We start from the raw sequence: 20,519 nt of genomic DNA, 5'->3' as shown, positions 1-20,519 counted from the left end.
GGACTCCACTATGACCGCGACAGGGCTTTCCGGCCGCTCTGTATTCCTCGTCGAGGACGAGGTGATGATCAGGATGATGGTCGCGGACATGCTGGAAGAGCTCGGCTACAAGGTCGCAGCCGAGGCCGGCGACATCACCGAGGCCATGCGGCTCGCCCAGGCGACCGAATTCGACATCGCCATTCTCGACGTCAACGTCAACGGCAAGGTGATCTCGCCGGTCGCCGACGTGATCAAGGCCAAGGGCCGCCCCTTCATCTTCGCCACCGGCTACGGCTCCTCCGGCCTGCCCGAGCAGTACCGCGACCGGCCGGCGCTGCAAAAGCCGTTTCAGCTCGACGCGCTCGGCAGGACCATCGAAGCCGCGCTGCGCGGCGAGTAGACGCTATTTCCAGATCTTCTTACTTCAACGTCGCGCTGAGCTCTTCCGAAAACGCTTCATTGGTGCGGTCGAGCCTGAGCGGCGTCACCGAGACGTAGCGCTCGCGCAGCGCGGCCAGATCGGTGCCGTCGGCCGGCGTGTCCAGCATCGCGCTGCGCTCGAAACCGATCCAGAAATAGGGATTGCCCCGGCCGTCCCTGCGCTCGTCGACCCTGAGGAAACCGAGATTGCGCTTGCCCTGGCGGGTGACGCGGATGCCGAGCACCTCCTCCGGCGCGCAGGAGGGGAAGTTGACGTTGATGACGGTGTCCTTCGGGATGCCTGCGGCGATCACCTTGCGCAGGATGTCGGGCCCGAGCTTGCGCGCGGTATCCCACGGCGGCCGCTCGCGGGTCTCGACGCTGAACTCCTGCGACAGCGCGAACGACGGCAGGCCGAGAATGGTGCCCTCCAGCGCGCCGGCGATGGTACCGGAATAGACCACGTCCTCGGCGACGTTGCGGCCCTTGTTGACCCCGGACAGCACGACGTCCGGGAGCTTGGCCCCGAGGATGTGGCGCGCCCCCATGATGACGCAGTCGGTCGGCGTGCCGCGCACGGCAAAGTGCCGCGGCCCGACCTCGCGCAGGCGCAAGGGATCGTTCAGCGACAGCGAATGCGACACGCCGGACTGGTCGAGCTCGGGTGCCACCACCCAGACGTCGTCGGACAGCGCACGCGCGATCTCCTCGACCACCTTGAGGCCGGGGGCGTGGATGCCGTCGTCATTGGTGCAGAGAATGCGCATGCGAAGGTTCGATTCCTGAAGGGGATCTGAGCCGTCTTATCCGGCTCCGGCCGATCAGGCAAACCGGGCAGATTTCGGGGTCGGTCAGGTTCCCTGGCCTGCTTTCTCTACCGGCGGATGCGCCATTGCGGCAGGAAGCGCGCGAGCCGCCCCTCCGCGCGCAGCTTCATCGCCGGCACGGCCGGACTGACGACCGGCGCTCCGATCACGCCGAGCGCCTCCAATTGCGCAACGAGCGGATTCGACTCTGGCGCCTGCGGAAAGCGTTCGCGCGCCACCGTCAGCGCCTTGTCGAAGTCTGCTGCATTCACGCCGGGCTTGGCGCGCCGGCTCCGCACGAGATCGTCGTCCCAGAGCCGCGCGATCTCGATGTCGAGCACGCCGCGCAGGCGCTGGTCGACGGCCTGAATGCCGGCCCCCGTCACCGCCCATTGTCTGCCGACCCAGAAGATGTCGCGGTGCAAGGCCATGAACGGAGGGTTCGCGTTGCGGGGCCGGCAGGATAGCCGGCCGCCCGATCTTCGCAACCAAACGTTTTTTGCGTTTCAGGCAGGCAGCAGGATTTACTCCCGCCCGATCACCTTCACGCCGCCCATATAGGGCTGCAGCACGTCGGGGACCGCGATCGAGCCGTCCTCCTGCTGATAGGTCTCCATCACGGCGATCAGCGCGCGGCCGAGCGCGGTGCCGGAGCCATTCAGCGTGTGCACGAAGCGCGGCTTGCCATCGGGGCCGCGCGAGCGCGCATCCATGCGGCGGGCCTGGAAGTCACCGCAGACCGAGCAGCTCGAGATCTCGCGGAACGCCCCGCCCTCGCCCTGGCCCGGCATCCAGACCTCGATGTCGTAGGTTTTTTGCGACGAAAAACCCATATCTCCTGCGCAGAGCGTCATCACGCGATAATGCAGGTCGAGCTTCTGCAACACCTGCTCGGCGCAGGACAGCATCCGCTCCAGCTCGTCCTTGCTGGTCTCGGGAGTCGTGACGGAGACCAGCTCGACCTTGGTGAACTGATGCTGGCGGATCATGCCGCGCGTGTCGCGCCCCGCAGCGCCCGCCTCGGCGCGGAAGCACGGCGTCAGCGCCGTGAGCCGCATCGGCAACTGCTTCTCGTCGAGGATGGATTCACGCGCAAGATTGGTGAGCGAGACCTCGGCAGTCGGGATCAGGCCGAGGCGTTCTGTTCTCAGCCGTTCCTGATCGGGCGATGCAAGCAGCTCGCCCTTGATCGCCCAGAACTGGTCGTCCTCGAATTTCGGCAGCTGTCCGGTGCCGAACATGATCTCGTTGCGCACCAGCAGCGGCGGATTGATCTCGGTATAGCCGTGCTCGTCGACGTGCAGATTGAGCATGAACTGTCCGAGTGCGCGCTCGAGCCGCGCCAGCGCCTTCTTCAGCACGACGAAGCGCGCGCCGGAGAGTTTTGCCGCCGCCTCGAAATCCATATAGCCCAGCGCCGTACCGAGATCGTCATGCAGCTTCGGCGCGAAATCATAGTTGCGCTTGTTGCCGAACACATGGCGCTGCACGTTGCCGTGCTCGTCGACACCATCGGGCACCTCGTCGAGCGGAATGTTCGGGATCGCGGACAGCTCTTTGGTCAGCTCCTCGTCGGCGGCCTTCGCGGCCGCTTCGAGCTCAGGCATCGTGGTCTTGAGCTCGGCGACTTCAGCCATCAGCTTGGCCGCGCGCGCCTCGTCCTTGGCCTTCTTGGCGTCGCCGATCTCCTTCGAGGCCGCATTGCGCCGCGCCTGCGCCTGCTCGGACGCCAGGATCGCCGCGCGCCGCGTCTCGTCGATCGCAAGCAGCGAGGCCGCCATCGGCTTCAGGCCGCGCCGGGCGAGGCCGGCATCGAAGGCTTGCGGATTGTCGCGGATCGATTTGATGTCGTGCATGGCTGTCTTCCCGTCATGGCCGGGTTCATCCCGGCCATCCACGTGTCTGCAGCCTTAGACCAAGTCGTGGATGCCCGGGTCAAGCCCGGGCATGACGAATCATGGGCTGAGCAGCGCTAACATAGAGCGAAAGCGCCCTACTCCGCCGGATTGGCCGGCGTCGAGACGTCGGTGCCGGTGGTGGCCTGCGCGGCAGCCGCCGCCTTCCTCTCCACCATGCCGACCGCGATGATCGAGCCCTCGTAGAGCGCCAGCAAGGGGATCGCGAGCGAGCACTGGCTGAGCACGTCCGGTGGCGTCAACACGGCCGCGATGACGAAGGCGATGACGATGAAATAGCGGCGCTTCTCGCGCAGCATCTTCGACGTCACGATTCCGATCCGGCCGAGCAGCGTCAGGATCACCGGAAGCTGGAAGGCGATGCCGAAGGCGAAGATCAGCGACATCATCAGCGACAGATATTCGCCGACCTTGGGCAGGAGCTGGATCTGCGCGGTCTCGTCGCTTCCGGCCTGCTGCATGCCGAGCGAGAAGCGGACCAGCATCGGCAGCACGACGAAATAGACCAGCGCCGCGCCGAGCACGAAGAAGAACGGGGTCGCGACCAGATACGGCAGGAAGGCCTGCTTCTCGTGCTTGTACAGGCCGGGCGCGACGAATTTGTAGATCTGCGTCGCGACGATCGGAAACGAGATGAAGCCGGCGCCGAACAGCGCGAGCTTGAGCTGGGTGATGAAATATTCCAGCAGCGCCGTGTAGATGAACTTGGAGTTCTCGGGGCCCGCGACCCACACGAACGGCCAGACCAGCACGTTGTAGATCTGCTTGGCGAAGAAGAAGCAGAAGATGAAAGCCACGCCAAAGCCGAGCAGTGCCTTGATCAGCCGCGAGCGCAGCTCGATCAGATGGTCCATCAGCGGGGCTTTGCTGGCCTCGATATCGGCGTCGGTCATGACGCTTTGGCGTCCTTGATCGCTTCGGAGGGCGCGGTGTCCTGCGCCACCTGTGCCTGCTCGACTTCACGGGTGATCGCAAGCGGCTCGTTCGCAGCTGCATGCGCCTCGGCTTCCATGAAGGTCGCGGGCGTCGGGGCCTCCGGCGTGGTGGGCGTTGTCGGAGGTTCAACGGTAGTCGTCGTGGATGTCTCCGCGGGCTTGTCGAGCGCATCGACGCGGAGCGCGTCGCTGACGTCCTTCTGCAGCGAAGTCAGCGGATTGAATCCGGTGGCGGCTTCCTTGACCTCGTCAAAACTCTTCTTGAGGTCGGCCATCTCGGCCTCGCGCATCGCTTCCTGGAACTGGCCCTGGAATTCGGCGGCCATCTTGCGCGCCTTGCCCATCCACTGTCCGACCATGCGCAGCACGCCCGGCAGCTCTTTCGGGCCGATGGCGATCAGGGCCACGACCCCGATGAGGACCAGTTCACTCCACCCGATGTCGAACATGAGGTCTTCCGTTCACGCGAAGCCGCAACTGGCCCAATCCCTTGCGCGCAGGATCGGGCCGCTACCCGCGTCTCGCGTGCTCTGGCTCAGACGGCCTTGCTGCCGACGTCGGACCGCGCCGCGGTCGGCGCATTGTTGTGCTCGATGGACTTGGCCGGCTCCGGCTTCTCGGCGGGCTTGTCGTCGTCCTGCATGCCCTTCTTGAATGCCTTGATGCCCTGCGCCACGTCGCCCATCAGATCCGAAATCTTGCCGCGGCCGAACAGCAGCAGGACCACTGCGATCACCAGGATCCAGTGCCAAATGCTGAGTGAACCCATCCTGCAACCCTCCAAACGCGCATGGCCGGGGGACCCGGCCGATCTTCACCGAAACCTAGGCTTGGCAGGTCTCAAAAACAAGGACCAAGGCAGCGCCAATTCGCTGTAGGCGCTACGTAATCTTGCTAGTGTTAACCGGTCGCAGGGCACCGGTGAAAGGCCGGAGCCTCACTCTTCGGCGCCGCCTTCGCCGCCGCCCTCATTGCCGCCGTCCGGTGCCCCCTCCGACGTCTCGGGCTCGACCGCAGGCGCCAGCGCCAGATCGAGATCCTCGCCCGGTTCCAAGGGGTCCTCGTCCTCGCGGAGCTGCGGATCGTCCGACGGGGTCGGCACGCTGAAGCCGGTCGGCAGGCGCGAATCCAGCAGGCCCGTGCCCTTCAGCTCCTCCAGGCCCGGCAGATCGCCGAGTTGTTCCAGGGTGAACTGCGACAGGAAGTCCTCGGTGGTTCCGAAGGTCAGCGGACGGCCCGGCGTCTTGCGCCGGCCGCGCGGCTTGATCCAGCCGGTTTCCAGCAGCACGTCGAGCGTGCCCTTCGAGGTGACGACACCGCGGATCTCCTCGATCTCGGCGCGCGTCACGGGTTGGTGATAGGCGATGATCGCCAGCACCTCGATCGCCGCGCGCGACAGGCGGCGGGTTTCGGTGCTCTCCCGCGTCATCAGCCAGGCGAGATCGCCGGCCGTGCGGAAGGTCCATTTGTTGGCCACGCGGACGAGGTTCACCCCGCGCATGGCGTAGTCGGCCTGCAGCTGCTCGAGCGCGGCCTTGACGTCGACTCCCTCGGGCATACGCTTGGCCAGCGTCGCGGTATCAAGCGGTTCACTCGATGCGAACAGCAGCGCTTCCAGCAGCCGCAATTCCTCGGGACGCGCCTGGGTTTCGTTCTCCATCGGCTCGGCCTCTTCTACCCGCACTTCAGCCAGGCTTGCCATGGCAGATTCTCCTTCTTGCACTTAAGCGACCGGCGCATCAGGCGCGGGAGCTGCGTCCGGGACCGGTTTCGGGCGCCCTTTCCGGAAATAGATGGGCGCGAATGCCTCTTTCTGGTTCAGCTCCAGCTGACCTTCGCGCACCAATTCGAGCGCGGCGGCAAAGCTCGAGGCGAACACCGTCGCGCGCTGCGTCGGATCGGCGACGTGGCGGATCAGGAAGTCGTCGAGCACGCCCCAGTCATCCTGCTCGGTGATGCTGCCGACCAGCCGCTCCAGCGTGGCGCGCGCTTCCGCAAGCGACCACACCGTGCGCTTGGCCAGATGCACGCTTGCCAGCACGCGCGACTGACGCTGCGAGGCATAGGCGGTGAGCAGATCGTACAGTGTCGCCGTGTATTTCGGATGCTTGATCTCGGCGATCTGCTCGGGCTCACCGCGCGGGAAGATGTCACGCTGCAATTGCGGCCTGTTCATCAGGCGGTTGGCGGCCTCGCGAATGGCCTCCAGCCGGCGCAGACGGTTGGCGAGCGCGGTAGCCATCTGCTCGGCGCTCGGGCCTTCCGCGCTCGGCGGCTCGGGCAGCAAGAGGCGCGACTTCAGGAAGGCGAGCCATGCGGCCATGACGAGATAGTCGGCGGCAAGCTCGAGCCGGATCTTTCGCGCGGCCTCGATGAAGTGGAGATATTGGTCGGCCAGCGCCAGAATCGAGATCTTGGCGAGGTCGACCTTCTGCTGCCGGGCCAGCGCGAGCAGCAGGTCGAGCGGCCCCTCATAGCCCTCGACGTCCACCACCAACGCCGGCTCACCCTCTGCGAGCTCTGCGGGCCGCCCGGTTTCAAACGATAGGATTTCTGCGGTCATGCGGATGCCGTGTTTGCCCGTGCGATCAATGCGTCCAGCTCAGTGCGTGCGGCGACCCGGTCGAACGGCTGCGGTGCCTTGCGGGCGGCGAGCGCGGCATTCGCCCGCTCCAGCGCCCGGCCCGACAGCTCAGGTGTCTGACCGGCAACCGCGCGCATTTCCTCGATGTTGCCGTTGCAATGCAGCGCCACGTCGCAGCCGGCCGCGAAGATGGCGCGGGTCCGCTCGGCGATATTCCCCGACAGCGCGTTCATCGACACGTCATCACTCATTAACAAACCCTGGAACCCGATTGCGCCGCGAATCACGTCAGCAATCATTGTCGCAGATGTCGTCGCCGGATGGGCGGGGTCGACCGCGCTAAACACAACATGTGCAGTCATCGCCATCGGCAGATCCGACAACGGCTTGAACGCGGCGAAGTCGGTCCGCTCCAGCTCATCCTTCGGCGTATCCACCGTCGGCAACTTGAAATGGGTGTCCGCGGTGGCGCGGCCATGGCCTGGAATGTGTTTGAGGACCGGGAGCACGCCGCCCTGCTCCAGCCCTTCCGTGACGGCCCGCGCGATCGCCGCGACCTTGGCGGGCTCCGTGCCGTAAGCCCGGTTGCCGATCACGGCATCGGCGCCCGGCACCGGCACGTCAGCAAGCGGCAAGCAATCCACGGTAATGCCGAGATCGGCGAGATCGGCCGCGATCAGCCGGGCGGACAGGCGCGCCGCGGTGAGTCCCAGCGCCGAATCAGTGTCGTACAGGGTCGAGAAAACTGCGCCCGGCGGATACACCGGCCAGTGCGGCGGCCCCAGCCGCTGCACCCGCCCGCCTTCCTGATCGATCAGCACAGGCGCGTCGGGGGCACCGGCCGCCGTCCGCAATTCCGCAACCAATGCAGCAACTTGAGCTGGGGTTGCGACATTGCGCTTGAAGAGGATGAAGCCCCACGGGCGTTCGCTGCGGATAAACTCCCGCTCGGCGGCGGTCAGTTCCGTTCCGGAAACGCCGGTAATGAAGGCCCGCGTGCTCATAACGGCCGATTAACCCTGCCCCGTCAGAGGGTCAAGGAATCGGCGGATAATACTACGGGATAAAGCACTGCCCGCCGGCCGCCATCAGCTCCTTGCAGAACTGCGAGGCCTCCTGGCGCGTCCGGTAGGGACCGACCAATGCACGGTACTTCACCTTTCCATCGGACAATTCGGTGCGCCTGATCACCGCCGAGCGGGAGCCCAGGACCGACGGATACTTCCCCTGCGTCACGCGGTACGACTCCCTGGCCGCCGCTTCGGTGTCCTGGGACGAAACCGACACCATGACGCCATGGCTCTCGGGAGCAGCGTTCGGCGCGATCTGGGTCGGCGTGGTCGCAGCCATGCGCTGCGGCGATTCGGCGGCAGGTGCCGATTGTGGCGCCAGCGAGAGCGGCTGGTTGGCGCTGGCATTGGCCGATGTCGGCGGATTGCGCGGCGCGGCTGGCGCTGCGACTGGCTTCGGCGGAGCTGCCGGCTTGGAGGCCGCAGCCGACTGCGGCGTGGCGCTGTCGGTCTGATCGCCCTTCACGGCGACAGTCCTGATCGGGCGCGGCGAATTGTTCGGCAGCGTGCCGTTGCTTGCGCCCGGTGGCGGCACTGTGGACGGCGATACGCTCGCGACCGACGGCGGGTTCGCGTTCTGGTTCAGCGGCGGGAACACGACGCGGGGGCCGCCCGCCTTGGCGTTGACGTCGACCGGCGCCTCTTCGCGCGGCACGATCTTCTCGGTGCCATCGCCGCTCACCATGCGATCCGGCACCTTGGACGCGGAGTCCGACGGCGCGGGCACGATCTTGGTCGGCGTGTTGTCGGCCTTGATGATCGGCGGCTCGCCGCTGCGGGGCGAGCCGATATAGGTCTTGTAGGCGAACGCCGCCCCAGTGCCGACCACGGCCAGCGCCAGGATCGCCGCGACCGTCATCATGCCGCCGCGCTGCTTCCTGGGCTCGTCGACCTCCGCATCGGGATAGTCGCTCTGATACGCGTAGGGATCGTCCGGGTAGGCCGGATCGCGCTGATAATCCTGCTCGCCAGCCTCGAGCCGGCCATAGAGCGCATCGTCATAGCGCGACGGATCCGGCTGCTGATACGGCTCCTGATAGGCCGGCTGCTGGTAGGCCTGATCCTGCTGCGGGTAAGCCTGCTGCTGATGAGCCTGCCCCTGATAGGCGTGATCCTGATAGGTGTGATCCGGATAGGCCTGCGGTTGATGAAGATCAGGTGCGGGCGCGGCCGGCTCGGCCGAATAGCGATGCAGCGGATGGACCGGGCTGACCGACACTGGATAGTCAGGCTCGGAGACTGGAGCCGGCGCCGGCTGCACGTTGGCGCGCCGCATCCATGAGGGCGGCCCGGGCGGAGGCGGCGGAGCCTGCTCGGCATAGTCCTGCTGATACTCGTCCTGCCCATAATCGTCGTCTTGATAGCTCTGTGCGGGCGCAGGAGCGGCCGGCGGATGGGCAGCTGGCCGCGACTGCGCGGCAAACGGATCGGTCTGTCCGATCAGGCGGGCGAGCTCGGCCAGGGGATCGCTGTCCGCCTTCCCACGCTGATCGCCACCGCGACCAAAGTCATCGGAAGGAAACGGTCTGTCCTGATATCGTTCGGCCATCGTGATGATGCGTCCCTTCGGGAAAGCCGCGCGCCCCTCGACCAAGGCACGGCTTTCGACCCACAAGGCTTTCAACCAAGTCTAAGCGATCCGGCTTCTGCCGGTACCCCCAATTATCCCCTTAAGTAGTTCGCCCCAAACTACCGCATCTCGTTCGGGGCATGGACGCCGAGGATGGCGAGGCCCGATGCCAGAACCGAGACGACGCCCTGGACCATGGCCAGTCGCGCCTTTGTTAGATCTGCATCATTATTGATAATGAAGCGTAAATAGGGCAAATCCCGCCCCTTCGTCCAAAGCGCGTGAAATTCGCTCGCTAAGTCATAGAGGTAAAAGGCAATTCGGTGCGGCTCATGGGCCGCGGCGGCGGCTTCGAGCATACGAGGATATATTGCGAGCCGCTTGAGAAGTTCAAGCTCGACCGGGTCTGACAACCGCTCCACCGCCGACTCAGCCAGCCACGCAATGCGCTTGTCGGTATCCTCGGGCAGTTCCGGGAACACCTCCGCCCGCGCGTTGCGGAAGATCGAGTGGCCGCGGGCGTGGCCGTACTGGACGTAGAACACCGGGTTGTCGCGCGACTGTTCCATGACCTTGGCAAGGTCGAAGTCGAGCACCGCGTCGTTCTTGCGGTACAGCATCATGAAGCGGACGGCATCCTGGCCGACCTCATCCACCACCTCACGCAAGGTGACGAAGTCCCCGCTCCGCTTCGACATTTTCACCGGCTCGCCATTGCGCAAGAGCTTGACGAGCTGGACGATCTTGACGTCGAGCGCCCCCTTGCCCGAGGTCGTCGCCTTCACCGCCGCCTGCATGCGCTTGATGTAGCCGCCATGGTCGGCGCCCCAGACGTCGATCATCTCCGCAAAACCACGGTCAAACTTGTTCTTGTGGTAGGCGATGTCGGAGGCGAAATAGGTGTAGGAATTGTCGGACTTGATCAGCGGACGATCGACATCGTCGCCGTAGGCCGTCGCCTTGAACAGCAGCTGCTCGCGGTCTTCCCAGTCCTCGACCGGCGCGCCCTTGGGCGGCGGCAGGCGGCCTTCGTAAATGTCGCCCTTGGCCTTGAGGAAATCGATGGTCTCGGCCACCTTGTTGTTGCCGGTCTCGATCAGCGAGCGCTCCGAGAAAAACACGTCGTGGCGGATGTTGAGGGCGGCGAGATCGTCCTTGATCTCGTCCATCATCATCGCGATCGCCTTGGCGCGCACGGTCGGCAGCCACTCGGCCTCGCTCATGGCGCGGAGCTTGTCGCCGTGCTCGTTCACGAGCGCCTGCCCGACCGGCTTCAGATAGTCGCCGGGATAGAGGCCTTCCGGGATCGCGCCGATGTCCTCGCCGAGCGCCTCGCGGTACCGGAGAAACGCGGAGCGCGCGAGCACGTCGACCTGGGCGCCGGCGTCGTTGATGTAATATTCGCGCGTGACGTCGTGGCCGCCGAACTGCAGCAGGCTCGCCAGCGCATCGCCGAACACGGCGCCACGGCAATGGCCGACATGCATCGGCCCGGTCGGATTGGCCGAGACGTATTCGACATTGACCTTGGAGCCGCCGCGGACGCGGCCGTAATCGGCGGCCTCACGAAGCACGGTGCGCAGCGCCTCGGCCCAGGCGGCCGGCTTCAAGGTCAGATTGATGAAGCCGGGACCGGCGACGTCGACCTTGGCGATCAGCGCATCGGCACGCAGCCGTTCAGCGATCTGATCGGCGAGATCGCGCGGCTTGGCCTTTGCCTCCTTGGCCAGCACCATGGCGGCGTTGGTGGCCATGTCGCCATGAGAGGGATCGCGCGGCGGCTCGACCACCACGCGGGAGAAATCGATGCCCTCGGGCCAGCCGGCGTCCGCTGCAAGCGCGCGGCAGGCGGCATGCACGCGTGCGAGCACATCGGCGAACAAATGCAGGGATGAGGAGGTCTGGGGCATGGCCGCCGCCTAACGCAAATCCGGGGTCGAGTCAAAGAGCCGCTGGTGCTCGGTCAAGGCGAAACGGTCGGTCATTCCGGCAATGAAATTGCCGATCCGGCGGGCCCGGTCGCCCTCGTCGTCGCCTTGCGCCCCCACCAGCCATTCCGGCGGCAATTCCGCCGGCACCTTCAGGTATTTCGCGAACAGGTCGAACAGGATCTGCTCGGCCTCCCCCATCACACGCATCACCCGCTTGTGGCGGTACATGTGCTGGTAGAGGAAGGTCTTGATGGCGGCCTCCTCCTCGGCGACCTCGGGCGGGAACGCGACCAGGGCCCGGCTCTGCTGGCGCACATCCTGGGCCGACTGCGGCTTCACCGCAGCGAGGTTCTTCTGCGCCTCCGCGAACACTGCGCCGATCAAATGCGAGATCAGCTCGCGCACCAGCTCGGCACCGCGCCTGAGGTCTTCGAGCTCAGGATAATGCGCCGAGGTCTCGGCGATGATCTCGGCCGTGAGCGGCATCACCTTGAGATCGTCGAGATGGAACAGGCCGGCGCGCAGGCCGTCGTCGATGTCGTGGGCGTCGTAGGCGATGTCGTCGGCGAGGGCCGCGACCTGCGCCTCCAGCGAGGCGAAGCTCCACAATTCGAGGTCGTAGGTCTTGATGTAGTCGGCGATTCCGACGGGAATGCCGTGCTCGCGATAGCGCCCGACCGGCGCGCCGCCCCGATCGGTCAGCGGCCCGTTGTGCTTGACGATGCCCTCCAGCGACTCCCAGGTCAGGTTCAGCCCGTCGAACTCGGGATAACGATGCTCCAGCGAAGCGACGACGCGGAGCGTCTGGGCGTTGTGGTCGAAGCCGCCAAAGTCCTTCAGGCAGGCGTCCAGCGCCCGCTCGCCGGCATGGCCGAACGGCGGATGACCGAGATCGTGGGCCAGCGCCAGGGTTTCGGTGAGATCCTCGTCCAGTCCGAGCTGCCGGGCCAGCGCACGGGCGATCTGCGCCACCTCCAGCGAGTGGGTCAGCCGGGTGCGGTAGTGATCGCCCTCGTGGAACACGAACACCTGGGTCTTGTACTTCAGGCGGCGGAACGCGGTGGAATGGATTACCCGGTCGCAATCCCGCCGGAACGGGCTGCGGGTCCGGCTCGGCGGCTCGGCGACCAGCCGGCCGCGGCTGCGATCGGGGTCGCAGGCATAGGGCGCGCGGGGGGCTGCCATTCCGACGGACACGACGAATTTAGTCCCTATCCATTTGATTCTCCGTATCCTTGCACTTAACTATGCCGGACGCGGGATACCAAATGAATTGGATATGACCGCGGGACTATCGGAGACCTGAGATGACGACTGACGTGACCATCAGTGACCGCGCCGCACGCCGGATTGGGGAAATCCTCAAGGGCGAAGGTGCCGGCGCGATGCTGCGCATCTCGGTCGAGGGCGGCGGCTGCTCCGGCTTTCAGTACAAGTTCGACATCGATCGCGCGCGCACCGACGACGATCTCGTGATCGAGCAGGAAAATGCGGTGGTGCTGGTCGATTCCGCCTCGCAGCCGTTCCTGGCGGGCTCGCAGGTCGATTTCGTCGACGATCTGATCGGCGCCTCGTTCCGCGTCAACAATCCGAACGCGACGGCATCCTGCGGCTGCGGGACCAGCTTCTCGATCTAGCCCGACTCAAAATCTGAAAAACAACCCCATGCACAGTAGCCGGGCAGCCGGCGCGATGCCTTTCGGCTTTTACGAATAGCGATTGACGCATCGGGCAAGACAGGGGTAATGCATGAGCATCGCAGGATCCCCACGGGGGAGCTCGACGGGACACACACGCGGTGGGTTCGATATAGCCCAACGCCGAAGCGGCCCATGCCGCAGCCGAGTGTTAGGTGTCAGTCGTGACATGATGCCACGCTTGGTCCTGGTATCCGATAAGCCAGTTCAAAGCGTGGTGCCTTTCTTCCGTCACGCCAGGATCTAGGGCTGCCGGTATCTGCTGCCCTCGCGCAAGGGCGTTTCTGACAGCCCAATGGTACCTGTAGATCAGATCGGCCTGATCGAGAATGTCGGCGATCGGACGAAGTTCGGAGTCTTCGATGAACTGAGAGGTTGTCCTTTCGGCCATTGTGCTTGCGGCGAAGCCCACATCGCAAAACTGCGCTGGCTTGCCGAGCTGGGCCACGAAGCCCAATGCCCAAAGCAGAGTCCAAGCGGCTTCGTGCCTCCACGTGAATTGAATCCGGTCGTGCTGCGAGGGGGACTTATCGAGCACGAAGGCGAGTTCCACGGGAGTCAGATGTGGCCGCAGCTCGTACGATCCCAGAAGTTGTTCAACTAGATCTTCCCCAAGTCCCTCGCCCTTTGCAGCGACGAAAAGGACACAAAGAGTGCGTAGCGCGACCTCTTCTTTTGACCGCTTCAGCGCCTCAGCCGCGGTCTCAATAACGGGTAATGCGGCAAGGAAAGGTACGCCCTCGGCTTGAAGGATTCTTTCTGATCTGAGCCTTCTATCGATAGCTTCCGCTGCCCCCCTCCCATTCATCGCGCCTCCCCCCAACGCTTGTCAAACGTACAATATCACGAGGAATCTTCGGCAGCGACAAGCCGGATGGAGTACGAGGTCGATTTTGTCGACGATGTGATCGGCGCCTCGCTCCACGTCAACAATCCCACCGCGACGGCGTCCTGCGGCTGCGGCACCAGCTTCTCGATCTGAGCGCTTACGCGCCGGTGATCTGCCTTTCCTCGTCCGTCCACTCGACGTCACCAGGCATCAGCTCCGGCTGGAGCGGCGCGTCCTCCGCCATGGTGAACCCGTCGAGCGCACGCAGCAGGGCTGCGACCAGCGCCGGCTTGCGCAGCGGCTTGGCCAGAAAATCCGACATGCCGGCCTCGCGGCAGATCTTGACGTCTTCGGGGAAAGCGTTGGCCGTCAGCGCGATGATCGGCAATGCCGCAAAGGGCCCGCCTTGCGCGCGGATGGCGCGGGTGGCGGCGAGCCCATCCATGTCGGGCATGCGCACGTCCATCAGCACGACATCGTAATTGCCTTCGGACGCTGCCGCGACGGCCTCGGTACCGTCGGTGACGACGCGCAGCTCGACGTCGAAGGTCCCGAGCATCTTGCTGACGACCATGCGGTTGACGGCATCGTCCTCGGCGACCAGCACCTTCAACGGCCGATCGCGTTCGGCGATGCGCACCTTGAGCTCGTCGGCCTCGTCGCGGTTCGACGCCTGCTCGGAGGCCTGCGCCTGGCTCCAGGGCAGCACCAGCGTGAAGCGGAAGGTCGACCCCTCGCCCGGCGTCGAGGTGACGCCGATCGTGCCGCCCATCTGCTCGATGATGCGCCTGCTGATCGCAAGGCCAAGGCCTGTGCCGCCGAAGCGGCGGCTGATCGAGGCATCGGCCTGCGCGAAGTCGCTGAAGAGCTGGCCGAGCTTTTCGGGGGCGATGCCGATGCCGCTGTCGGTGACGGTCCACTCGACGGTCGCCAGCAGGTCGCGGCGCGCCTGGCAGGTCGCGGCGATCGTCACTTCGCCCTGGTCGGTGAACTTCACCGCGTTGGATGCGAGGTTGAGCAGCACCTGCCTGATACGCGCGACGTCGCCGCGCAGTGTCGGCGGCAGGTTCGGGTCGAGCTCCAGCTTGACCGTCAGCCCCTTGCCCTTGGCGCTCGCGCGCACCACGGTCGCGACCGCCTCGACCAATGCCTGCGGCGCGAAGTCGATCGCCTCGAAGGTGAAGCGTCCGGCCTCGAGCTTGGACAGGTCGAGGATGTCGTTGAGGATACGCTGGAGATTGTCGCCGGACTCGCGGATCGTGGTGACCGCCTCACGCTGTTCCGGATCGAGCTTGGTTTCGAGCAGCATGCTGGCAAGCCCGAGCACGCCGTTCATGGGCGTGCGGATCTCGTGGCTCATCACGGCGAGGAAGTCGGACTTGGCGCGGCTCTCGGCCTCGGCCTTCTCCGCGCGCCAGCGCTCGGTCACGTCGCGCCCGAAGCCACGATAGCCGAGGAACTGTCCCTCGCGATCATAGGCGGGCTTCGCCGTCAGCGACCACAGCCGCGCCTCGCCGCCGGCGACGACCTTGAGGTTCATCTCGTGCAGCGGCTCGGCATGCTCCATCAGGCCGACCACGTTGTAGGCCGCGCTCTTGTCCTCGGGGCAGAGCATGTCGAGCACGTCGGAGAAGTGCGATCCTTTCAGCAGGGGCAGCGGCAATTGCGCGACGTCGGCGAAGCGTTGCGGCACGTCGACCAGATGCCCTTCGGCGTCGGTCTGCCACAGCCAGTCGCTGGCGTTCTCCTGAAAATCCTTCAGCAGCAGCGAGATGATCTCGGTCTGCCGCTCGAGCTCGAGCTGGGCCTTGAGATTGCCGAGGAACAAATTGCCTTGCGAGACGATGTTGCGCGCCATGAAGAACGCGAACAGCAGCAGGAACACCGCGGTCACGAGGTAAGGCCCGGTGCCGCACAGCAGCAGCGCGCCCGCGCAGCCGACCGTCATGGTGGCGAGATAGACCAGCCCGGCGCGCGGGAAGGTCGAGAACGTGAAGGCGCCGCCGGACATCATGCCGACCATCAGGCAGGCCAGAATCAGCTGGCTGGTCGGCTCGATGCGGCTGAACAGAGCGAGCGGCAGCGTGCCCCAGATCGCGGCGAGGAAAACCGCCTGCCGCAGCATCTGACGCGCGGCGCGGGGCGAGGCCTCCTGCGGCGGGTTTCGATGCGATCGCCGCCATGAGCGCACCGCGAGCGAGGCCGTGGCGGCGAGCGTCAGGCCCCAGATCGCGAGGAAGTCGTTCCAGCCCCTGCCCCAGAACAGGATCAGCACGATGGCGACGTTGAGCATCGTCACCGCCATCGTCACCGGGATCAGCCGCGTCACGGCGTCGATCTGCTTGGCGCGGATGCGGCGGATCTCGCGCTCGCTGAGGCCGGCGGTCAGGCTGTCCTCGATCTCGAAGCCGCCGAGCCAGTACAGGAACGCGCCGATCAGGCCGTCACGCGGCTCAGCTCGATGTGAAGTTTTGACCCGCCATCCCATTCCGCAGAACCTTTTCCGTATCAATGACCTGCGGCCCGCTTAAGCCGGGTTAATTTTGTGGGAGATTTCGCGGCATCCTTGACGGGCGCGTTTGCATTTTGTTCTAACCAAAGCCCCTGCCCGGAGCCCTCCCCATGCCCATCAGAGTTGCCACCTGGAACGTGAACTCGGTCCGGCAGCGGATCGACCTGCTGCTGACCTGGCTGAAGGAGTGCCAGCCTGACATCGTCTGCCTCCAGGAGATCAAATGCGTCGACGAGGCCTTCCCACGGCTGGAGATCGAGGCGCTGGGCTACAACGTGGTCACGCACGGGCAGAAGACGTTCAACGGCGTCGCCCTGCTCTCCAAGCTCCGCTTCGACGAGACCAAGTCGGGGCTCGCGGGCGACGACGAGGACGCCCATGCCCGCTTCCTCGAGGGCGTGGTGACGCTCAAGCGCGGCGTGCTGCGCATCGCCTGCCTCTATCTGCCCAACGGCAATCCGGTCGGGACTGAAAAATATCCTTACAAACTCAAATGGATGTCACGGCTTCTTGAATATTCGAAGGAGCGGCTCAAGACCGAGGAGCCGCTGATCCTCGCAGGCGACTTCAACGTCATTCCGCATGCCCGCGACGTTCACAACCCCGCGGCCTGGACCGAGGACGCCCTGTTCAAGCCCGAGACGCGGGAGAGCTTTCAGTCCCTGCTCGGCCTCGGCTTGACCGACGCACTTCGGGCGGTCACCGACGAGCCCGGGCTCTACACCTTCTGGGACTACCAGGCCGGGGCCTGGCAGAAGAACCAGGGCCTGCGGATCGACCACCTGCTGCTGTCGCCGCAGGCCAGCGACAAGCTCGCCAATGTCGGGATCGACAGCTACGTGCGCGGCTGGGAGAAGCCGTCGGACCACGTTCCGGTTTGGGCGGATCTGGATCTGGAAGCGGCGTAACGTTCGCAGAGTTGGTGGGAGCGAGCGGCACTCGCAATTGCGGGGAGAGATCGTGGGCACGGCGCCAAGGCGCCTTTGCCCACCCGGCACCGAGGTTACCGCAGCTACTCGCGGCGGTCCTTCACCCACTGCTCCAGCAATTGCAGGCACATGGCGCGGTCGTCGTCGGAGGCCTTGGCGAAGGCGCGGTTGTAGCTTTCCTTGATCCAGGTCTCTTCAGTGCCGGCGCTGTCGCGCGCCAAGGTCAGCCACATCAGGCCGCGCGCGGCCTGCCGCGGCAGGCGGTCGCCGTTGAACAGCATTTGGCCGAGCAGCGCCTGCGCCTCGTGCTGGCCCTTCTGGGCGGCGAGGCCCAGCCAGCGCGCGCCATAGCGGAAATCCTCACGCGAGGCGTCCGGAGTCTTCAGGTAGAGCCGGGCGAGATCGTATTGGGCGTCGGCATTGCCGAAATAGGAGGCCGCATAGGAGAACATCTCCCGAGCCCGCTCCGGGTCCGACTTGACCTTCGAATTCGGGATGCCGCTGAGATAGTAGCGGCCGAGCGCGACAAAGGCATTGGCCACGATCTGCGCCTGCGGCGCCGACGGGCTGTCCTCGGCATGCGCGTTGGCGATCCGGCTGAAATATTCGAAGGCGCGCAGATCATCCTGGGCGACCCCGTCGCCGTTGGCGTACATGCGGCCGAGCTTCCATTGCGCAATGGGATGACCGCCCTCGGCGGCATATTGCAGGGCGCTGAGCGAAGTCTCCTGGGTCACCGGCGCGACCTTGCCGCGCACGTTCGCCGCGGTCCCCGGCAACGCGGTCACGACCGGAATGGTCGCGTCCTTCGGGTTGACCGGCGCGCCGTCGAAGGCGAGCGCCGGCGCGGCCAGCGCACTGGCCCCCAACACGAACGCAACAATGGCACGCCTAGATGTCCGCATAGCACTGTTTCTCGTGCGCGCCGCCCGGATGGGTCACTGCCCCCCCGACCGCTGGTCCAACCTGCTGAGCATACTTCCAGAGCGCACCCGACGTGTGGTTAGTCGCGCGAGCGCTCCATTTGGTCTTGCGTTGAGCGAGCTCGGTGTCGCTCAATTTTACGTTAAGGGTACCGGCGACCGCGTCGATCTCGATGATGTCGCCGTCCTCGAGCAGCCCGATCGGGCCGCCGACCGCCGCCTCAGGCCCGACATGGCCGATGCAGAAGCCGCGGGTGGCGCCGGAGAAGCGGCCATCGGTGATGAGCGCGATCTTGCCGCCCATGCCCTGGCCGGTCAGCGCCGCGGTGGTCTGGAGCATTTCCCGCATGCCGGGGCCGCCCTTGGGCCCCTCGTAGCGGATCACGATGACTTCGCCTTCGCGGTAGGTGCGCTTCTGGACCGCCTCGAAAGCATCCTCCTCGCGGTCGAAGCACCTGGCCGGACCGGTAAACCTGAGGTTGGACATTCCCGCGACTTTCACGATCGCACCTTCTGGCGCCAAATTGCCCTTCAGACCGACCACACCGCCGGTCACGGTGATGGGTTTGTCTGCCGGGTGCACCACGTCCTGGTGCGGATTCCATTTCACGCTCTTGAGGTTTTCGGCGATCGTGCGGCCCGTGACGGTAAGGCAATCACCGTGCAGGAAGCCATTGTCGAGCAGCGTCTTCATCAGAAGCGGTATGCCACCTACTTCAAACATGTCTTTGGCGACATAACGGCCACCCGGCTTCAAATCCGCGACATATGGTGTCTTTTTGAAGATTTCGGCGACGTCGAACAGGTCGAACTTGATGCCGCACTCGTGCGCGATCGCCGGCAGGTGCAGTGCAGCATTGGTCGAGCCGCCGGAGGCCGCGACCACGGCAGCCGCGTTCTCCAGCGCCTTGCGGGTGACGATGTCGCGCGGCCGGATGTTCTGGGCGATCAGGTCCATCACCTTCTCGCCCGCGGTCATGCAAAAGGCGTCGCGGATTTCGTACGGTGCCGGGGCACCGGCCGAGTAAGGCAGCGCCAGACCAATCGCCTCGGAGACGGTCGCCATGGTGTTGGCGGTGAACTGCGCGCCGCAGGCGCCCGCCGAGGGGCACGCCACGCGCTCGATCTCGTCGAGGTCCTCGTCCGACATGGCGCCGACCGAGTGCTTGCCGACGGCCTCGAACATGTCCTGCACGGTGACCTGCTGGCCCCGGAAATTGCCGGGCAGGATCGAGCCGCCGTAGATGAAGATCGAGGGCACGTTGAGACGGACCATCGCCATCATCATGCCCGGCAGCGACTTGTCGCAGCCGGCGAGCCCGACGAGCGCGTCATAGGCATGTCCGCGCACGGTGAGCTCGACGGAATCGGCAATGCATTCGCGCGACGGCAGCGAGGAGCGCATGCCGTCATGGCCCATGGCGATGCCGTCGGTCACGGTGATGGTGCAGAATTCGCGCGGCGTGCCGCCGGCGGACGCCACGCCCTTCTTCACCGCCTGCGCCTGGCGCATCAGGGAGATGTTGCAGGGAGCGGCCTCGTTCCAGCACGAGGCGACGCCGACGAAGGGCTGGTGGATCTGCTCGGTGGTCAGACCCATGGCGTAGAAATAGGACCGGTGGGGCGCGCGCGTAGGGCCTTCCGTCACGTGACGGCTCGGCAGCCTCTGCTTGTCAATCTTCGCGTCCATCGCAAACCAGTTTCCCCGGTCAACCCTTTCAGACCCGAAAAATCAGAGCCAAGATTTGAATCGACCTTGGGGATTTTCTCGTGGCGTCGAGGACTGCCCACTGCCTCCAAAACATTAGAGCGATTTTATTCATGTTCGGGTGTGGCCAAAAAGCGGCGGTGATGCGAACCGCCGGTGATGACGGTTAAATCGGAACCGACTGTTGCGTAGACAGCACAATCGTTACCGGGAAGACACGGGGTTGCGTACGTCGATACCTTCGCAGAAGGGCGAGGCACAACCTCTGATTTTGTGATCCGCGAGACGCGCCACCCTTCGCTCCCGCGACAAGATGCACGCAAGTGAGTCGGCGCTTCCGCCGCACTCTCGTATTCCGGACGCAGCGCGATTCTCCGAAATGCACTTGTAGGATGGGTTTCGCTGCAGCGAAACCCATCCTGCGGCAACAACTCGCAGACATGGCTTCGCGGCCTCGCGGCTGAATTCACCCGAGCTTTGCTTCGTCTCGCAACCCTCGAAAGCCAAGAGGGCGCAGGGAAGGCCGGGTGCCGGCTGGCACCCGCGGTCCGCTGCGCGAAAGGCACGCGCAAAAAGACCGCACAGCAGCATACAGGTGTCGCCGATCACTCGGCCTTCCCTGCGCAGTGGCTGCACGGCTTATGCCGTGATCTCCCGGGAGCCGACCATTCCTTCTGGCCTCCCTCGCCCCGCGAATTTGGATGATA

At 65.2% G+C, this 20,519-nt stretch carries 19 protein-coding genes and 1 pseudogene; 4 read left to right on the top strand and 16 right to left on the bottom strand.

Annotated elements, in window-relative coordinates; genetic code table 11:
* Positions 1-10: 10 nt before the first annotated feature.
* The gene (locus TSA1_RS09735; RefSeq protein WP_100176156.1) at positions 11-382 is read left to right on the top strand and encodes a response regulator; all 372 of its coding nucleotides are present in this window, start codon (positions 11-13) and stop codon (positions 380-382) included.
* 19 nt (positions 383-401) lie between these two features.
* Here TSA1_RS09735 and surE read toward each other — a convergent pair whose 3' ends face one another.
* The 12 genes from surE to TSA1_RS09675 all read right to left on the bottom strand — a co-directional run bounded on the left by surE (position 402) and on the right by TSA1_RS09675 (position 12,399).
* Positions 402-1,169 carry a 5'/3'-nucleotidase SurE gene (gene surE / locus TSA1_RS09730; protein ID WP_100176155.1) on the bottom strand — a complete coding sequence of 256 codons (768 nt, stop codon included), beginning with the start codon at positions 1,167-1,169 and terminating at the stop codon, positions 402-404.
* Between the two features lie 107 nt (positions 1,170-1,276).
* The gene (locus TSA1_RS09725; protein WP_100176154.1) at positions 1,277-1,639 is read right to left on the bottom strand and encodes a hypothetical protein; all 363 of its coding nucleotides are present in this window, start codon (positions 1,637-1,639) and stop codon (positions 1,277-1,279) included.
* Between the two features lie 93 nt (positions 1,640-1,732).
* Positions 1,733-3,064 (bottom strand): serine--tRNA ligase, encoded by a 1,332-nt coding sequence (gene serS, locus TSA1_RS09720; RefSeq protein WP_100176153.1) that lies wholly within the window; start codon positions 3,062-3,064, stop codon positions 1,733-1,735.
* Positions 3,065-3,201: 137 nt separating this feature from the next.
* Positions 3,202-4,017, bottom strand: coding sequence for a twin-arginine translocase subunit TatC (gene tatC, locus TSA1_RS09715; RefSeq protein ID WP_100176152.1), 816 nt, complete (start codon positions 4,015-4,017; stop codon positions 3,202-3,204).
* Complete coding sequence (gene tatB / locus TSA1_RS09710) at positions 4,014-4,508, bottom strand: Sec-independent protein translocase protein TatB (RefSeq protein WP_100176151.1); 495 nt, start codon at positions 4,506-4,508, stop codon at positions 4,014-4,016. The genes tatC and tatB overlap by 4 nt, the downstream gene beginning before the upstream one ends.
* Positions 4,509-4,594: 86 nt before the next feature.
* Positions 4,595-4,828 carry a twin-arginine translocase TatA/TatE family subunit gene (locus TSA1_RS09705; protein WP_028145381.1) on the bottom strand — a complete coding sequence of 78 codons (234 nt, stop codon included), beginning with the start codon at positions 4,826-4,828 and terminating at the stop codon, positions 4,595-4,597.
* A gap of 168 nt (positions 4,829-4,996) precedes the next feature.
* Positions 4,997-5,761, bottom strand: coding sequence for an SMC-Scp complex subunit ScpB (gene scpB, locus TSA1_RS09700; protein ID WP_174718838.1), 765 nt, complete (start codon positions 5,759-5,761; stop codon positions 4,997-4,999).
* 21 nt (positions 5,762-5,782) lie between these two features.
* Positions 5,783-6,622 carry a segregation and condensation protein A gene (locus tag TSA1_RS09695; protein WP_018642200.1) on the bottom strand — a complete coding sequence of 280 codons (840 nt, stop codon included), beginning with the start codon at positions 6,620-6,622 and terminating at the stop codon, positions 5,783-5,785.
* Positions 6,619-7,647: a beta-N-acetylhexosaminidase gene (nagZ, locus tag TSA1_RS09690; protein WP_100176149.1), complete on the bottom strand. Its 1,029-nt coding sequence runs from the start codon at positions 7,645-7,647 to the stop codon at positions 6,619-6,621. The genes TSA1_RS09695 and nagZ overlap by 4 nt, the downstream gene beginning before the upstream one ends.
* Positions 7,648-7,699: 52 nt before the next feature.
* On the bottom strand, positions 7,700-9,262 hold the full coding sequence (locus TSA1_RS09685) for an SPOR domain-containing protein (RefSeq protein ID WP_100181057.1): 1,563 nt from the start codon (positions 9,260-9,262) through the stop codon (positions 7,700-7,702).
* Between the two features lie 140 nt (positions 9,263-9,402).
* Positions 9,403-11,193: an arginine--tRNA ligase gene (argS, locus tag TSA1_RS09680; RefSeq protein WP_100176148.1), complete on the bottom strand. Its 1,791-nt coding sequence runs from the start codon at positions 11,191-11,193 to the stop codon at positions 9,403-9,405.
* A gap of 9 nt (positions 11,194-11,202) precedes the next feature.
* On the bottom strand, positions 11,203-12,399 hold the full coding sequence (locus TSA1_RS09675) for a deoxyguanosinetriphosphate triphosphohydrolase (protein ID WP_245448180.1): 1,197 nt from the start codon (positions 12,397-12,399) through the stop codon (positions 11,203-11,205).
* Positions 12,400-12,521: 122 nt separating this feature from the next.
* Between TSA1_RS09675 and erpA the strand changes: the two genes are divergently transcribed.
* Positions 12,522-12,851: an iron-sulfur cluster insertion protein ErpA gene (erpA, locus tag TSA1_RS09670; RefSeq protein ID WP_100176146.1), complete on the top strand. Its 330-nt coding sequence runs from the start codon at positions 12,522-12,524 to the stop codon at positions 12,849-12,851.
* A gap of 211 nt (positions 12,852-13,062) precedes the next feature.
* Here erpA and TSA1_RS09665 read toward each other — a convergent pair whose 3' ends face one another.
* Positions 13,063-13,719 carry a DUF4272 domain-containing protein gene (locus TSA1_RS09665; RefSeq protein ID WP_100181056.1) on the bottom strand — a complete coding sequence of 219 codons (657 nt, stop codon included), beginning with the start codon at positions 13,717-13,719 and terminating at the stop codon, positions 13,063-13,065.
* A gap of 75 nt (positions 13,720-13,794) precedes the next feature.
* Here TSA1_RS09665 and TSA1_RS09660 point away from each other — a divergent pair.
* Positions 13,795-13,893: pseudogene (locus TSA1_RS09660) on the top strand (iron-sulfur cluster assembly accessory protein); the annotation flags it as partial.
* Positions 13,894-13,897: 4 nt separating this feature from the next.
* Here the strand turns inward: TSA1_RS09660 and TSA1_RS09655 are convergent.
* A complete protein-coding gene (locus TSA1_RS09655) occupies positions 13,898-16,228 on the bottom strand; it encodes an ATP-binding protein (RefSeq protein ID WP_100176145.1) in 2,331 nt (776 codons plus the stop codon).
* 134 nt (positions 16,229-16,362) lie between these two features.
* On the opposite strand from TSA1_RS09655, the gene xth reads away from it, so the two are divergent.
* Positions 16,363-17,160: an exodeoxyribonuclease III gene (xth, locus tag TSA1_RS09650; protein ID WP_100176144.1), complete on the top strand. Its 798-nt coding sequence runs from the start codon at positions 16,363-16,365 to the stop codon at positions 17,158-17,160.
* A 104-nt stretch (positions 17,161-17,264) separates the two neighbouring features.
* Here the strand turns inward: xth and TSA1_RS09645 are convergent, their stop codons facing one another.
* Complete coding sequence (locus TSA1_RS09645; RefSeq protein WP_100176143.1) at positions 17,265-18,086, bottom strand: tetratricopeptide repeat protein; 822 nt, start codon at positions 18,084-18,086, stop codon at positions 17,265-17,267.
* Complete coding sequence (gene ilvD / locus TSA1_RS09640; RefSeq protein WP_100176142.1) at positions 18,073-19,794, bottom strand: dihydroxy-acid dehydratase; 1,722 nt, start codon at positions 19,792-19,794, stop codon at positions 18,073-18,075. The genes TSA1_RS09645 and ilvD overlap by 14 nt, the downstream gene beginning before the upstream one ends.
* Positions 19,795-20,519: the final 725 nt, after the last annotated feature.

This window comes from Bradyrhizobium nitroreducens (assembly GCF_002776695.1).
Taxonomy (GTDB): domain Bacteria; phylum Pseudomonadota; class Alphaproteobacteria; order Rhizobiales; family Xanthobacteraceae; genus Bradyrhizobium; species Bradyrhizobium nitroreducens.
The sequence above is the reverse complement of the archived record's forward strand: the minus strand, read 5'-3'. Positions and strand labels throughout refer to the sequence as shown.

Excerpts from the sequence above, each read along its gene's own strand:
- ilvD (WP_100176142.1), bottom strand. The coding sequence starts at position 19,794 with ATGGACGCGAAGATTGACAAGCAGAGGCTGCCGAGCCGTCACGTGACG.
- tatC (WP_100176152.1), bottom strand. The coding sequence starts at position 4,017 with ATGACCGACGCCGATATCGAGGCCAGCAAAGCCCCGCTGATGGACCAT.
- TSA1_RS09685 (WP_100181057.1), bottom strand. The coding sequence starts at position 9,262 with ATGGCCGAACGATATCAGGACAGACCGTTTCCTTCCGATGACTTTGGT.
- scpB (WP_174718838.1), bottom strand. The coding sequence starts at position 5,761 with ATGGCAAGCCTGGCTGAAGTGCGGGTAGAAGAGGCCGAGCCGATGGAG.
- TSA1_RS09705 (WP_028145381.1), bottom strand. The coding sequence starts at position 4,828 with ATGGGTTCACTCAGCATTTGGCACTGGATCCTGGTGATCGCAGTGGTC.
- TSA1_RS09725 (WP_100176154.1), bottom strand. The coding sequence starts at position 1,639 with ATGGCCTTGCACCGCGACATCTTCTGGGTCGGCAGACAATGGGCGGTG.
- TSA1_RS09675 (WP_245448180.1), bottom strand. The coding sequence starts at position 12,399 with ATGGCAGCCCCCCGCGCGCCCTATGCCTGCGACCCCGATCGCAGCCGC.
- erpA (WP_100176146.1), top strand. The coding sequence starts at position 12,522 with ATGACGACTGACGTGACCATCAGTGACCGCGCCGCACGCCGGATTGGG.
- tatB (WP_100176151.1), bottom strand. The coding sequence starts at position 4,508 with ATGTTCGACATCGGGTGGAGTGAACTGGTCCTCATCGGGGTCGTGGCC.
- TSA1_RS09735 (WP_100176156.1), top strand. The coding sequence starts at position 11 with ATGACCGCGACAGGGCTTTCCGGCCGCTCTGTATTCCTCGTCGAGGAC.
- TSA1_RS09645 (WP_100176143.1), bottom strand. The coding sequence starts at position 18,086 with ATGCGGACATCTAGGCGTGCCATTGTTGCGTTCGTGTTGGGGGCCAGT.
- xth (WP_100176144.1), top strand. The coding sequence starts at position 16,363 with ATGCCCATCAGAGTTGCCACCTGGAACGTGAACTCGGTCCGGCAGCGG.
- TSA1_RS09655 (WP_100176145.1), bottom strand. The coding sequence starts at position 16,228 with ATGGGATGGCGGGTCAAAACTTCACATCGAGCTGAGCCGCGTGACGGC.
- surE (WP_100176155.1), bottom strand. The coding sequence starts at position 1,169 with ATGCGCATTCTCTGCACCAATGACGACGGCATCCACGCCCCCGGCCTC.
- TSA1_RS09665 (WP_100181056.1), bottom strand. The coding sequence starts at position 13,719 with ATGAATGGGAGGGGGGCAGCGGAAGCTATCGATAGAAGGCTCAGATCA.
- serS (WP_100176153.1), bottom strand. The coding sequence starts at position 3,064 with ATGCACGACATCAAATCGATCCGCGACAATCCGCAAGCCTTCGATGCC.
- argS (WP_100176148.1), bottom strand. The coding sequence starts at position 11,193 with ATGCCCCAGACCTCCTCATCCCTGCATTTGTTCGCCGATGTGCTCGCA.
- TSA1_RS09695 (WP_018642200.1), bottom strand. The coding sequence starts at position 6,622 with ATGACCGCAGAAATCCTATCGTTTGAAACCGGGCGGCCCGCAGAGCTC.
- nagZ (WP_100176149.1), bottom strand. The coding sequence starts at position 7,647 with ATGAGCACGCGGGCCTTCATTACCGGCGTTTCCGGAACGGAACTGACC.